Origin of the sequence: Paraburkholderia sp. BL18I3N2 (genome assembly GCF_003001875.1) — a bacterium.
In the GTDB taxonomy this organism is placed as follows: Bacteria; Pseudomonadota; Gammaproteobacteria; order Burkholderiales; family Burkholderiaceae; genus Paraburkholderia; species Paraburkholderia phytofirmans.
In genome coordinates, this window is sequence record NZ_PVNC01000001.1 from 44,735 (window position 1) to 58,762 (window position 14,028).

Here is a 14,028-nt window from a genome sequence, read left to right on the forward strand (position 1 = left end):
CGTCAACTCAGTCCTCGGGCGCGGGCGCGCGGCTGTCGAGCAAGCCTTCGTCACGCAACGCGGACCACAAGGCCGCGGGGATCGGCAGCTCGAACGACGCGGCGTTCTCGCGCAATTCATCGGCACTGCGCGCGCCGGTCAACACCGTGGCGACCGCCGGATGCGCATAGGGAAACTGCAAGGCGGCGGCCGCGAGCGGCACGCCGTGCGTGCGGCACACTGCTTCAAGCCGCGCGACGCGCTCGATCACTTCGGGCGGCGCCTCGCCGTAGTTGAATTTCAGATCGCCTTCGACACCGCGCGCCAGAATGCCCGAATTAAACGCGCCGCCTAACAGGATGCTGACGCCACGTTTTTCACAGGCCGGCAACAGGTCGTCGAGCGTGGTCTGTTCGAGGAGCGTATAACGGCCCGCGAGCAACGCGCAATCGATATCGAATTCGGCCATCGCATCCAGTATCGCCGCGCCTTCGTTGACGCCAAGTCCGACGGCCTTGATCGCGCCAGAAGAGCGCAACGCGTCCAACGCGCGAAAGCCGCCGCCTTCCGTCAGTTGCCGCCAGTAACGGGGATGGTTGTCGCCGTGCGTGACACGGCCAATGTCGTGCACCAGCAGAATGTCGATATCGACGATGCCGAGGCGCTGCTGGCTATCTTCGAACGAACGCAGAATGCCGTCGTGCGTGTAGTCGTAGATCGCTTCGAAAGGGAGCGGATTTTGCCAGCCTTCCTTGTCGTCGAAAGGCGTGGTGCGCGGCACGAAACGGCGGCCCACCTTGGTGGACAACACATAGTCGGCGCGCGGATAGCGCCGCAAGGCGTCGCCCAGACGATGCTCGGCCTTCGTGTTGCCGTAATGCGGCGCGGTGTCGAAATAGCGCACGCCGGCATCCCACGCAGCGGCGATGGTTGCATGAGCTTCTTCATCGGACAGATCGCGGTAGAGGCCGCCGAGCGGCGCCGTGCCGAGTCCCAAACCGGTCACCTGCAACGGCCCGCGGCCGATGCGGCGCCGTTGCCCGATCTTCGATCCGATCGTTGCGGTCATTGAGCGCGTCTCCAATTTGTCGTGTTTTACCATGCATGGGCAAGGTTTGCCCACGGTGTGTACAGACGGCTTGCCGCCAGGACCGCGCGGCCAGGACGCAGCCGCTTAGCGCGGCTCGATCGCGACCATCCGATGCTGCGCTGCGGCGCTCGACGGCAGGCAAGCCGGTCCAACCGGTTCGAACGTCTTGTACGTCAGGATGAATTCCTGATGACCGAGCGTCTCTGACTTCGAAGCGGCACCGCGCGATACCGCCACCGTTTGCTCGAACACCTCGCGGCCCACTTCGTCCAGCGTGCCGCGGCCTTCGAGAATGCGGCCCGCGTCGACATCCATGTCGCCGGAGAGGTTGCGATACGTCGCGGGATTCGCGCACACCTTGATCACCGGCGAAATCGCCGAGCCGACCACCGAGCCGCGTCCGGTCGTGAAGAGAATCACATGCGCGCCGCAGGCGATCAGCTCGCCGATCTCCGCGTTGTCGCTGATGTTGGGAAAGCCGAAACGCGGCTCGCCGTCCGGCACCACGTCGAGCAGATAGAGGCCGCCGGTCGGCGGAATATCGCCGGGCTTGATGATGCCGACAATCGGCGACGCCCCACTCTTCGCATACGCGCCCAGCGATTTCTCTTCCTGCGTGGTGAGTCCGCCGTCCGCGTTGCCGACCGCGAAACTGCCGTGGCCGAGAATCGAGTAATAGCGCGCCGCCTTGGCGACGCAAGCCACGATTTCATCGCCGAGCGCCGGACGCGCCGCGCGCGTCTTCATATGGAATTCGCAGCCCACCAGCTCGCCGGTTTCTTCGAAGATGCAGGTCGCGCCCGCGTCGATCAGATGATCGAACGCGCGGCCCACCGCCGGATTCGCCGTGATGCCGCTGGTGCCGTCCGAGCCGCCGCAGATCGTGCCGATCACCAGTTCGCTCAGCGCCATCGGTACCTTCTGCTGCGCGGCGAGTTGCTTGCGCGCGCCGCGAATCCAGTCGACGCCATATTGAATCGTGCTGCGCGTGCCGCCCTTTTCCTGGATCGTCAGCACTTCGACGGGACGGCCGCTCGCGCGCACCACGTCCACCAGATAGTGCTTGTTCATGCTCTCGCAGCCGAGCGACACGAACAGCACCGCGCCGACGTTGGGATGCGTGGTGAGCCGCTCGAGCATTTTTTCCGCGTAACCGTTCGGATAGCAGCCCGGAAAGCCGATCAGATGCACGGGCGGCTCGCGCTCGGCGGAAGGATCGTCGAAGGCGTCGAGGGGTTCGCGAAACTGCGTGACGATCTCGCGCGCGACGTGATGCGCGCACTCGACCAGATACGCCACCGCGACCACATTGCGGATACCCTTGCGGCCGTCGCCACGCAGATAGCCCTCAAGCGTGGGCTGCTGCGCGGCGGCAGGCAGAGATGCTACGGAAGTGTCAGTCATGATCGTTCCAGCGCGGCGCGAGGCCACGTCGTTGTGCGCACATCAGTGATGGACGAATTCGTGGCCCGCGTCGTGCGTGTAGGTCGGCAGGTAATCGCTTTCGAGGTTGTGCGTATGCAGATGCGCACCGCGTGCCACGGCTTCTGTCACGTGACCGATCACTGCGCCGTAGCGCAGCACCTTGTCGTCCTTCGCGAGTGCATGGCGCGCCACCTTGTGACCGAGGTCGATGGTTTTGGTGAGCGTCACGCGCTCGCCTTCGATCTCGACCTGCGCGCCGCAGTCCAGACGCGCCGCCGCGATCAGGCAGTTGTCGGCGGGGCTGAGCAGAATCAGGCGTGGGTCCGTTTGTAGCGGCAATGAGCGGCTGGTCAAATGAGTTCTCCGAGGTGCGTGCGTATCAGTTCTGTCCTTCGCCGCTCGCGAGGCGCGCCACCATCAGCGAGCCCAGGATGATCGCGCCGTAAATCGCCTGAATCCAGAAAGACGGCACCTGGGCAAGCGTCAACAGGTTCTGCACGACGCCGAGCAGCAGCACGCCGGTGAGCGCGCCGAACATGGTGCCCTTGCCGCCGTCGAGCGAAATGCCGCCGATCACCGCTGCCGCGAACACCGTGAAAATCATGCCGTTGCCCTGGTTCGCGTTGATCGCCCCGACATAGCCGGTCACGATCAAACCGCCTATCGAGGCAAGGATACTGCCGAGCACGAATACGCCCCACGTGATGCGCTCGACGCGAATCCCCGCCGCGCGCGCCGCTTCCGGATTGCCGCCGATGGCGTACAACGCGCGGCCCAGCCGGTGATAACGCAACATGAACGCCGCGATTGCGAACGCCACCGCCGCGAGCCACACGGACAAAGGCAAGCCGAGCACGATCGTGGTCGCGAGCGCGAAGAACGACGGCGGCATATCGAACAGCGTGCCGCCCTTGGTCGCGCCGACCAGCATGCCGCGCAACACGATCAGCATAGCCAGCGTGACGATGAACGCATTGAGCCGCAAACGCACCACGAGAAAGCCGTTGATGAAGCCGATCACCGCGCCCACCATCACGATGGCGAGTAAGCCCGCCTCCGCGGGCCATTGCATGCCGAAGCCGGCGGACGCCGCCGGCATCACGAGCATTGCGCCCACGGCGGGCGCGATGCCGACCGTCGATTCGAGCGACAGGTCGAACTTGCCGGTCAGCACGATCAGCGATTCGGCGAGCGCGACGAGCGCCAACGCCGCCGACGCGCCCAGCACGCTGATGAGATTGGCCTTGGTCAGAAAGCTTGGGCTGACAAACGCGCCGATCACGATCAGCAAAGCGAGCGCGGGCAGCAACGCCAGCTCGCGCAGGCGCGCGAGTTCGGAGCGCGCGCGTTTGCCGCGCGACACCGGCGCGGCCAACTGCGGCTGAGCCTGAGCTTGCGCGGCGCCGAAAGCGGGACTGGGCACACTATTCTTCATGAAGACTGACTCCTTCAACGGATGCGATCAGGTCGTGGTCCTGCCAACCCGCGGGAAATTCGGCCGCGACACGGCCACGGAACATGACCAGCACGCGGTCACAGGTGCGCAGATCGTCGAGTTCTCCGGACACGACCAGCACGGCCTTGCCCTCTTCGCGCACGCGATCCACGACGGAGAGCAACGCTTCCTTCGATTTCACGTCGACGCCCGCGGTGGGATCGATCAGCACGAGCACATTGGGATTGGTCGCGAGCGCGCGCGCCATCACCACCTTCTGCTGATTGCCGCCTGACAGACCCGACACGACATGCTCCGGACCTTGCGCGACGATACCGAGCGCGTCGATCATCTTCTGGCCGAAGGCGTTCTTTTTCGCGGGCGGCGCGATGCCGAATTTGCCGAGCACGCGCGCGATCGTCATCGATGCGTTTTCCGCGACCGATTGCGTGAGCACCAGCCCTTCGTGATGCCGATCCTTCGGCACGCAGCCAATGCCGTGCGCAAGCGCTGCGGGCACATCGCCGGGCGGCAAGATTGCACCGTCCACACTGATCGTGCCGCGCCTGGCCGCGCGCAGGCCCGCAATCGCTTCGGCCACGCTCGTTCGGCCGCTGCTCGTCGCGCCAGTCAAGCCGACAACTTCGCCACGCTTGACGGTGAACGACACGCCTTCGTAATCGGCGCCCGCCAGTTCCTTGAGTTCCAGCGCGATCGCCGTATCCGCGGGCAATGCGCCACGTGCTGCCGCATCGGCGACGGCAAGACCACCGCGTTCGCCGGTCATCGCTTCGATCAGCTGCTCGCGCGGCAATGCGGAAACCGGCGCGCTGACGATATGCCGCGCATCGCGCAACACCGTCACGGCCTGGCAGATTTCATAGACTTCCTGCAGATGATGCGAGATGAAGAGGAACGTCACGCCCTCGCGCTGCAACTCGCTGATGCGGCGGAACAGGCGCTTGATCTCGTCGCCGTCGAGCTGCGCGGTCGGCTCGTCGAGAATGATGAAGCGCGCGCCGTACGACAGCGCGCGCGCAATCTCCACCAGTTGGCGCGCTTCCACCGAAAGGTCGCCGGCACGGGCATCTTCGCGCACGTCGATCTTCCAGTGATCGAGCAACGCGCGCGCGTCGCGCCGCATGGCTTGCCAAGCGATCACGCCGCCGCGCAACGGCTGCCGGTTGATGAACAGATTCTCCGCGACGCTCAGATCGCCGATGATCGTCGAATGTTGATAGACACACGCCACTCGCTCGCGCCATGCGTCGCGATCCGCGATCGACGGCGCGGCCGCGCCGCTAAAACGCACCTCGCCGGTGTCGGGCTTGCGCAGGCCGGTGAGAATCGACACCAGCGTCGATTTACCCGCGCCGTTGCGCCCGACGAGCGCATGCGACTCGCCGGGCATGACGCGAATGCTCACGTCTTTCAGCGCGGCCGTCGAGCCGAAGCGTTTGGTGACCTCGAGCGCTTCGACGACGGGCACGGAGGGCGTGAGTTCGCTCATTTGACCGTTCATTTAACGGTGTTACCCCACAAGGCTTTGTCGTCGACGTTCGATTTCGTCACGAGCGGCGCGGGCAATTGGTCTTCCAGAATGCCCGGCGCCAACTGGATGATGTTGCTGCCGTGATCGGTCGGGCCCGGCTTGAAGGTCTGACCTGCCAACGCCGCCTTGATATAGAACAGCCCGTATTTCGCGTACGAGTCGGCGGGCTGCGACACGGTCGCGTCGATATCGCCGCGGCGGATCGCGTCGAACTCTTGGGGAATGCCGTCGTTGCTGACGATCACGACATGCTTCGCATCGCCGGCGGGGAACAGCATCTGTTTGCGACGCAAGGTTTGCAGCGTCGGCGACAGATACACGCCGCCTGCCTGCATGTAGATGCCCTTCACGTCGGGATTCGCGGTCAGCAGACTGTCGAGCGCAGTGGCCGCGACATCGCCCTTCCAGGCCGCGGGAATTTCCAATACCGACACGCCGGGATAACCCTTCATGCAGGTGCGGAACGCTTCGGAGCGATCGCGCCCGTTGACCGACGCCAGGTCGCCCATGATCTGCACGACCTTGCCCGACTTCACATGATCGCCAATGTATTTGCACGCCTTCTCGCCATACGCGTGATTGTCGGCGCGCACTACCATCGCGACTTTGCCTTGCGTCGGCGCGACGTCCACGGCGACGACCGGCACGTTCTTCGCGGCGGCGGCGTCGAGCGCGCGGCTGATTGCCGCCGAATCCAGCGGGCCGACCACGATGCCCTTCGCACCGAGGTTCAGCAGGTTGTTCATGTCCGTGATCTGCTGGACCGGATCGCCATTCGAATTGACCGGCGCGAGGATGTCGAGGCCACTCTCTTTCGCGTATTTAGGCAGATAGTTGTTGTACGACTGCCAGAACGGCGACGTCAGCAGCGGCAGACCGAGGCCGATCTTGCCGGAGTCGGCGGCTTGCGCGGCGCCCGTCACGGCGAGGCCGGCGAGGCACGCAGCGGCTGTTGTAACGGAGAGCGAAGTGCGGAACAAACGGCGGGCCGTGAGCGGCCCTTTCACGAACGACATGGTTGTCTCCAGATATGCGTTGTGGGAACTGCGTGAACCGGCTCTGAGGCCGGCACTTCGTCCTGCGCTTTTCTTATTCGAGTCTCGTCGAGGATCGGCGGTTTTCATTCACCAATGAACGCATTATTCATATATGGACTTTTCGAAGTCAAGGAATATACACTGCACCGACCGTCCGTGTTTTCCCTGGACGTGCGCCATCTCCGCGAGATTCGCCCCGCACGTACACTCACGCGCCACATAATGAGAACAGCCCAACGAACCTCCCTCACGATGGACGCAGACGACAAAGACGACGCCGACCGCTACCGCGCCCCGGCGCTCGACAAAGGCCTCGACATCCTCGAACTGCTCGCTGAGCAGAAGGAAGGACTCACGCGCGCCGAAATCACCAAGCTGCTCGGACGCAACGCGAGCGAGATGTATCGCATGCTCGAACGGCTGGTCGCGCGTCAGTACGTGGTGCGCTCGGCGGCGGGAGACCGCTACTCGCTCAGTCTCAAGCTGTATGCGCTCGCGCACCGTCATCCGCCGATGAACCGTCTGATCTCCGAAGCGCTGCCGCTCATGCAGCGGTTTGCCGATACTGCCGAACAATCGTGTCACCTCGTGGTGTACGACCGCGGCAACCTGCTGGTCATCGCGCAAGTGGATGGTCCGGGTACGTGGGGCATGTCGGTGCGGCTCGGTTCGCGCGTCGGCCTGATCGACACGGGTTCGGGGCGCGTGATGCTCGCGTTTCAAAGCATCGAGCAGCGTGAACAGATGCTGGCCGAACACACCAAGGTGAAGGGCGAGGTCACGATCGATCGTGACGCGCTCGAACAGGCCTGCGAGCGGATTCGCGCAGCGGGCTTTTCGCAGAAGGACAGCCAGCAAACGTTCGGCGTGACTGACCTCACGTTTCCGATCCAGGGGCCGTCTGGCCAGGCGATCGCGGTGCTCACCTGTCCGTACTTGCGGCGGATCGACGAATACGTTGCGCCCACGCTCGAAGCCGCCACCGCGCTGCTGCGCGAGACGGTTCAGGCACTGTCGATGTTTCACGAAAACGCCGCCTAGCGCATGATGCGGCGGGTCGAACCTGAGCGACGGTCCGTCGAAAATCGGCCGCTCGCGCACATGGTTTAGAATGGCGACCCTCTCAAAAATCACGCCGCATGGGTTCGCTCATGCGCGCTCATCGATAAGCAATGGCGAAACTTCTGACCGATTCCGAATTCCAGCGTTTTTCCGAACTCCAGCAGAAGCAGTCGAGCTTCACGATCACGCCTGAAGAAGCCGACGAACTGCGCGACATCGTCGCTCACGCGCAAAAGCGCCGCGACGACCGCGCGGCGGCGATGCAAAGCATCGAGACGTTCATTCAGCAATTCGACATCAGCCCGGACGAACTGTTTTCGCCGGAGCAGATCGGCGAAGCCGCGCGCACGTACGGCCTGATTCCGGCCGCGAAAAAAGAGCGCGTGCTGCCGCCGCAATTCACGTTCAACGGCAAGCCGTATCAGTGGACGACGCGTGCGCTGCCGGACGATATTCGCGTGCCGTTGTTCGACGCGTTCAAGGCGGGTGAGTCGGTGAAGTCGTTTATCGCGACGCCGAAGGATGCGAGTCGCTGTGCGGCGACGATTGCGCGGTTGGAGCGCGAGACGGGCGCGGTTTACGGTGATGCGTGGCTTGAGGAGTTGGCGGTGACGCGGTCGCAAGTCGATGAGGCTGCGGCCAAGCTGGCGGCTTGAGGTCGTTCGCGGCCTTCTGGCTTATCGCGGCGCGAGGCCTCCGGCGCCTCTCGTCGCGTTGATCACCGCCTCGAACGCATTGGATGCGGTGATCCATTCAACTCAGCGCGTTGGGCACGCCGCCTAAGCGCTTGCCTCTGTCGCTTCATCCAGCGCCATCCTGAATCCGACCACACCCGGATCCTCCGTCCGCGTGATCGTAAAACCGCTGGCTTTGGCGAGCCCGATCATCGGGGTATTCTCGCGCAGCGCCTCGCCAACCAGCCAATGAATGCCGCGCGCCCGCGCATATTTGATGATCCGGTCGATCAGCAATTGGCCAAGGCGCCGGCCTTTCTGATCCGAGCGCACCGCCACCGCGAATTCGGCGGTTTCGTTGTCGGGATCGGCGACCGCGCGCACCACGCCCAGCGTCCGCGTGAAACCTTCGTCGCTCTGCACGGTGGCGATCAGCGCCATTTCGCGGTCGTAGTCGATCTGCGTCATGCGCGCGAGTTGCGAGTGGTCGAAGCTGCCCACCGCCCCGAAAAACCGCAGGCGCAAATCCTCCGGCGTCATTGCTTCGACGAAGTCGTGATGCGCCGCCTCGTCTTCCGGACGGATGGGCCGGATCGTCACTCGCACTCCTTGCCAGTCCAGCGTTTCTTCGAAGCGGCGCGGATACGGCACGATCGCGAGGCGGCTGCGCGTCGGCGCAATCTTCAGCGTGGGCTCGACGATCATCACGCGATCGCGGTACACCCTGAGCGTCAGGGTGAGCCCGACGAGTTCCTTGACGTCGCACACGGCTTGCGAGAGTGACGTCAGCGCGGCCAGCGCCGGCTCCGGCGCAACCAGCCGCGCGTAGGGCGAACGCGTGACCACGTCGCGCGCGAGCACCGGGTTCAGCGGCGGCAAGCCGTAGACGCGCAAAGGCTCGGACACGCCGTCGGCCGACGGCGTCGTGAAGCGGAAGACAGGGCCGAAGTTGTCGTCGTCGTGGAGTTCGATGGCGACGTCGACGACGGGTTTGGTAGACGAGTCGGCACTCGTTTCCGTGCAGTCCGACGCCCGCAGTGCGTCCGAAGCTGCCGCCGCGACCTGCGCCGATCCCTGCGCGATGCCTTGCGCAGTTTGCCCCGCGCTACCCTCGCTCGCACTTCCTTCTCGCGCTTCCACCTGCAATCCGAACCGACCCAAAAATCGCGCCGCCGCCTCGCCGGTTAGTTGGTGCTCACCTGCTGCAAGCGCCGCGCGCGCCTGAGCCTGAGCCGCGTCAATGCATTCGGGAATTTGCGCCGGCAAACCCTCCGGTGTCTGCATCAGCAGTTCGCGCCCCATCCGGTAATCGACCAGCCGCGCGAAGGCGCGCGCGAGGCGCTGCGGCGTCGTATGAACCGGAATGCCCTGTGCGTGCAGCGCGTCGCGCGTGGCGGCATCCACGCCACCGAAGAAACACGCCAGCAAGCCGCGATAAGCGAAGCGCTGATTCGCGATCAAGGCCTGGGCCACTTCGCCGACCGGCGCGCCGTGCGTCGACGCGTGGACCACGAAGGCCGTGCCGGTACCGCGATGATCCGCGAGCAGTTTGAGCGCGGTGCTGAAGTGCTCAGGACGCGCATCGTCGCCGAGTTGCAGCGGGTTGCCGCCGACCGCGTACGGCAAGCTCTGCTTCAACGCCTCCGTTGCCTCATCGGGCCACGGCGCGAGCGTATCGCCGGCTGCGGCGAAAGCGTCGCGAGCCAAAGTGGCCAGGCCACGGTCGCTCGTAATCAGCGTCGCCGTGGCGCCCGCCGCCACGCGGCCCACGCCGAGCGTCTCGATCTCGTCGAGCAGGTCGTCGAGCGCATCGACGCGCACCATGCCGGCGCGGCGGAACGCGGCGGTGTAGAGCGCGTCGGCGGGATCGGCGCGGCCGGAGCGCAGCGCGAGCACCGGCTTGTTGCGCGCCGCCGCGCGGGCCGCCGACATGAACTTGCGCGCCGCCCGCACGCTATCCAGTTCGAGCAGGATGGCACGCGTGCCGGGGTCGCTGGCCAGATAGTCGAGCACGTCGCCCGCGTCCACGTCCGCCTCGCCGCCGAGCGCCACCGCGTGCGAGAAGCCGAGGCCGCGCGCGTGCGCCCAGCCGAGCACAGCGTTGGTCAGCGCGTTCGACTGCGACACCCACGCGACGCCGCCCGCCTTCACCGTGCACGACGGCGCGCCCAGATGCGCGCGCAGCGCCGGCGACACCACACCGAGACTGCCCGGCCCGACGATACGCAGCAGGTTCGGCCGCGCCGCCGAAAGCGCGTGCCGCAGCGCGAGCCGGTCCTCATCGCACCGCACCTCGCCGACGATAATCGCCGCGCGCGTGCCCAATCCGCCGAGCTTATGGATGATGCCGGGCCACGTCGCCGGTGGCGTGCAGATCAGCGCGACCGTGGGCGCTTCCGGCAAATCGCCCGGGTCGTGGATCACGGCGTGGCCGCCGAGCGTTTCGTACTTCGGATTGACCGGCCAGAGCGGGCCGTCGAAGCCCCCATCCAGCACGCGCGTCCACACCATCTCGCCGGTGCTGCCGGGCCGCTCCGAAGCGCCGATCACGGCGACGGATTTGGGTCGAAACAAGGCGTCGAGATTGCGAACGGTCACAGGCGCTCCAAGGACAGGGAAAGCGAGCCGGCCTCGTGGCCAGGCGTGCGTCTTCGTCAGCATAGGCGAAGTTGAGCGCTCGCGCGGCGCTTCTCCTTCAGCGCCGGGCCGGCACCCAATCGCGGCCGGCTGTCCAGGGCACGCCGGGGATATTTGTTATCGAGATCAAGCAAACAACGAGCGCCAATGCGACAATCTTCCAGCCGCCACGATGGCGGCTTGCCTTGAAAAATTGCTGGCCGATGGCGGTTCGAATCGCGTGCGCCGGAGACACGCCAAATGCGATTCGTTTGGAGACAACGCGCGGCTGGCGATGCAGCGCAACCACCGTTCGCGGTCCGACCATCTTGCCGCCGGATCGCGCACGATTAAAAGTAATAGAAGGTGATTTATGCGGCGCTTGCCATCGCTGATCGCGTTGCGCTTCTTCGAAGAGACGGCCAGGCACATGAGCTTCAACCGCGCAGCCATCGCGCTGTGCGTGACCCAAGGCGCTGTGAGCCGGCAAATCAAGCTGCTCGAAGAATCGCTCGGCGCGAAACTGTTCGAGCGCGACCACAAAGGTATCCGCCTGACGCAGGCGGGCCTGCAATTGCTGCCCTGCCTGTCTGAAGCCTTCGATACGATCGAGCGAGGCTTTCGCCAGATCACGGCGGCTAAAGGACGACGGCGTCTCGTGCTCGCTCTGCCGCCCACTTTCGCCACGCAATGGTTTTCGCCGCGGCTGGGCTCGCTCGCGGTGGAATTGCCCGACGTCGAACTGTCCGTTCGTACCGAAGCGCACGGAGACCTTCACTGTCAGATTCGCTTCGGCCGCCAGGCGCTGCCGGACGCGCACTCCGAACTGCTGATGATGGAGCGCCACGTGCTCGTAGGCGCGCCGCGTTTGCTCGGCCAACAGCTCGACGCGCTGCTCGAACGCATGCCGGCGCTGCACGTGCTGCACAACGACGCCCGGCTCGAATTGTGGCCGAACTGGCTCGCCGAGGCGGGCATGCCCGCGCGTTACGCGGATAACGGCATCGAGTTCTCGACGCTGGAACAGGCGATTCGTGCGGCGAGTAAAGGCGCGGGGCTGGCGATCGTCGACCGGAACATGATCGTCGAGGAACTGGCGGACGGCAGTCTCGCGCAGTTTTCCGACGTCGAGGTGAGCGGGCCGTTTGGTTATTGGCTCGATATTCCGCAGCGGCATGTCGGGCTGGAACATGTGCAGGCGCTGGCGGGGTGGATGCGGGAAGAGGTGTTGAAGCTGGGGTGAGCGTTGATGCTCTTGGCGGCACAGGTGTGGGCGTTAACGCAAAAGGCCCCGTTTTCAACGGGGGCCTTTCGATTGCCGCTGTTTTACCCGGCACTCGCGTACCACCGCGGCGAACTTACATCGCCTTCTTGAACGGCGCGCCCGAGTGCTCGCGCAACTCGTTGAACACGATCTTCGGCCACGCCTTCTGCGCGACTTCGATCTCCGACACGTGCGAGGCCAGATACGTCGGTGCGTCGGACGCGTCGAGCGCGATCCGCGCCGCGTACGAATCGGTGAAGCGGCGCAGTTCGGCTGCGTCGTCGCAAGTCACCCAGCGTGACATGCGGTAACGCGCCGGCGCCATGCGCACGTCGACCTTGTATTCCGTCGACAAACGGTGCGACACCACTTCGAACTGCAGTTGCCCGACCGCGCCGAGAATCATCAGGCCGCCCACTTCCGGACGAAACACCTGAATCGCGCCTTCCTCACCGAGTTGCTTGAGCGCCTCGCCGAGCTGCTTGGCGCGCATGGGATCGACCACTTCGACGGTCTGGAAAATTTCCGGCGCGAAAAACGGCAGGCCGACGAATTGCAACTGTTCGCCTTCGGTCAACGTATCGCCGAGACTCAGCGTGCCATGATTCGGAATACCGATGATGTCGCCCGGATACGCCTCGCTCACCGTCTCACGACGTTGCGACAGGAACGTCACCACATTATTGGCGCGGAAGGTCTTGTTCGTGCGGGTCACCTTCACGGCCATGCCGCGTTCAAAATGCCCCGAGCACACGCGGATGAATGCCACGCGGTCGCGGTGCGCCAGATCCATGTTCGCCTGCACCTTGAACACGACGCCGGTGAACTTCGGCTCGTCCGGCATGACCGGACGCTGCACGGTCATGCGCATCGATGGCGGCGGCGCCAGGTCGACCAGCGCATCCAGAATTTCCTTCACGCCGAAGTTGTTGATCGCCGAGCCGAACAGCACCGGCGATTGCTGACCGGCGAGGAACTGCTCGCGATCGAAATCAGGCGACGCGCCGGTGATCAGATCGATCTCCTCCTTCGCCTTGATCCAGGCGTGGCCGAAGCGGCGCTCGCCTTCTTCGTCGCTCGGCGCTTGCAGCGTTTCCACTTCGCCGCCGGCCTTGTCCTGTCCCGCGCGGAAAATGCGCACCTGATCGCGCTGAATATCGTAGACGCCCTGGAAATCCTTACCCATGCCGATCGGCCACGTAAACGGCACAGCGGCGACGCCAAGATGCTGCTCGATTTCGTCGAGCAGTTCGAGCGGCTCGCGCACTTCGCGGTCGAGCTTGTTGATGAAGGTGACGATCGGCGTCTTGCGGCTGCGGCAGACTTCGAGCAGTTTGAGCGTTTGCGCCTCGACGCCGTTCGCGCCGTCGATCACCATGACGGCGGCGTCGACCGCGGTCAGCACGCGGTAGGTATCTTCGGAGAAGTCTTCGTGGCCCGGCGTGTCGAGCAGGTTGATGACGGCGTCGCCGTACTCGAACTGCATCACCGAGCTCGCCACCGAAATGCCCCGCTGCTTTTCGATCTCCATCCAGTCGGACGTTGCGTAGCGGTTGCTCTTGCGGCCCTTCACGGTGCCGGCGATCTGGATCGCGCCCGAGAACAGCAGCAGCTTTTCCGTGAGCGTGGTCTTACCGGCGTCCGGGTGGGAAATGACCGCGAACGTGCGGCGGCGTTTTAGTTCGGAGACTGACATCGGGTCTGGCGGTCACGGATAGGGGTTCGGGCGGTTGCCGGCGGCTTGTGGCTGCCGGTATGCCACGCCTTGCGCGGCGGCGTCGAGCTGCGGGAATTGGGCCGACGACCCGCATCACAGTGGCAACTCAGCCGCGTCGGAAACAGGTCACGAACGAGCGTTCGACAATACGGGAATCGCCGGCGCAGAACAGCGCAG

12 protein-coding genes are annotated in these 14,028 nt (G+C 64.8%); 3 read left to right on the forward strand and 9 right to left on the reverse strand.

Going from position 1 to position 14,028, the window contains the following annotated elements:
* Positions 1–7: 7 nt before the first annotated feature.
* The 6 genes from B0G75_RS00190 to B0G75_RS00215 all read right to left on the reverse strand — a co-directional run bounded on the left by B0G75_RS00190 (position 8) and on the right by B0G75_RS00215 (position 6,497).
* Positions 8–1,048: an aldo/keto reductase gene (locus tag B0G75_RS00190; RefSeq protein ID WP_106299529.1), complete on the reverse strand. Its 1,041-nt coding sequence runs from the start codon at positions 1,046–1,048 to the stop codon at positions 8–10.
* 105 nt (positions 1,049–1,153) lie between these two features.
* Positions 1,154–2,473, reverse strand: coding sequence for a UxaA family hydrolase (locus tag B0G75_RS00195; protein WP_106299531.1), 1,320 nt, complete (start codon positions 2,471–2,473; stop codon positions 1,154–1,156).
* A gap of 42 nt (positions 2,474–2,515) precedes the next feature.
* Entirely contained in the window at positions 2,516–2,848 is a 333-nt protein-coding gene (locus tag B0G75_RS00200; protein WP_181309132.1) for a UxaA family hydrolase, read from the reverse strand.
* A gap of 25 nt (positions 2,849–2,873) precedes the next feature.
* The gene (locus B0G75_RS00205; protein WP_106299533.1) at positions 2,874–3,929 is read right to left on the reverse strand and encodes an ABC transporter permease; all 1,056 of its coding nucleotides are present in this window, start codon (positions 3,927–3,929) and stop codon (positions 2,874–2,876) included.
* On the reverse strand, positions 3,919–5,439 hold the full coding sequence (locus B0G75_RS00210) for a sugar ABC transporter ATP-binding protein (RefSeq protein ID WP_106299535.1): 1,521 nt from the start codon (positions 5,437–5,439) through the stop codon (positions 3,919–3,921). Before B0G75_RS00210 ends, B0G75_RS00205 begins: the two co-directional genes overlap by 11 nt.
* An 8-nt stretch (positions 5,440–5,447) precedes the next feature.
* On the reverse strand, positions 5,448–6,497 hold the full coding sequence (locus B0G75_RS00215) for a sugar ABC transporter substrate-binding protein (RefSeq protein ID WP_181309133.1): 1,050 nt from the start codon (positions 6,495–6,497) through the stop codon (positions 5,448–5,450).
* Between the two features lie 273 nt (positions 6,498–6,770).
* Between B0G75_RS00215 and B0G75_RS00220 the strand changes: the two genes are divergently transcribed.
* Together B0G75_RS00220 and B0G75_RS00225 are read left to right on the forward strand one after the other, a co-directional pair.
* Positions 6,771–7,559: an IclR family transcriptional regulator gene (locus B0G75_RS00220; protein ID WP_106299537.1), complete on the forward strand. Its 789-nt coding sequence runs from the start codon at positions 6,771–6,773 to the stop codon at positions 7,557–7,559.
* Between the two features lie 131 nt (positions 7,560–7,690).
* Positions 7,691–8,236, forward strand: coding sequence for a hypothetical protein (locus tag B0G75_RS00225; protein ID WP_106281660.1), 546 nt, complete (start codon positions 7,691–7,693; stop codon positions 8,234–8,236).
* Positions 8,237–8,359: 123 nt separating this feature from the next.
* Here the strand turns inward: B0G75_RS00225 and B0G75_RS00230 are convergent, their stop codons facing one another.
* Both B0G75_RS00230 and B0G75_RS00235 read right to left on the reverse strand, forming a co-directional pair.
* Positions 8,360–10,852 carry a GNAT family N-acetyltransferase gene (locus tag B0G75_RS00230; protein WP_106299539.1) on the reverse strand — a complete coding sequence of 831 codons (2,493 nt, stop codon included), beginning with the start codon at positions 10,850–10,852 and terminating at the stop codon, positions 8,360–8,362.
* Between the two features lie 97 nt (positions 10,853–10,949).
* On the reverse strand, positions 10,950–11,180 hold the full coding sequence (locus tag B0G75_RS00235; RefSeq protein WP_146142467.1) for a hypothetical protein: 231 nt from the start codon (positions 11,178–11,180) through the stop codon (positions 10,950–10,952).
* A gap of 63 nt (positions 11,181–11,243) precedes the next feature.
* Between B0G75_RS00235 and B0G75_RS00240 the strand changes: the two genes are divergently transcribed.
* Complete coding sequence (locus B0G75_RS00240) at positions 11,244–12,113, forward strand: LysR family transcriptional regulator (RefSeq protein WP_106299543.1); 870 nt, start codon at positions 11,244–11,246, stop codon at positions 12,111–12,113.
* Between the two features lie 115 nt (positions 12,114–12,228).
* Here the strand turns inward: B0G75_RS00240 and B0G75_RS00245 are convergent, their stop codons facing one another.
* Positions 12,229–13,830: a peptide chain release factor 3 gene (locus B0G75_RS00245; protein ID WP_012428715.1), complete on the reverse strand. Its 1,602-nt coding sequence runs from the start codon at positions 13,828–13,830 to the stop codon at positions 12,229–12,231.
* Between the last annotated feature and the right edge of the window lie 198 nt (positions 13,831–14,028).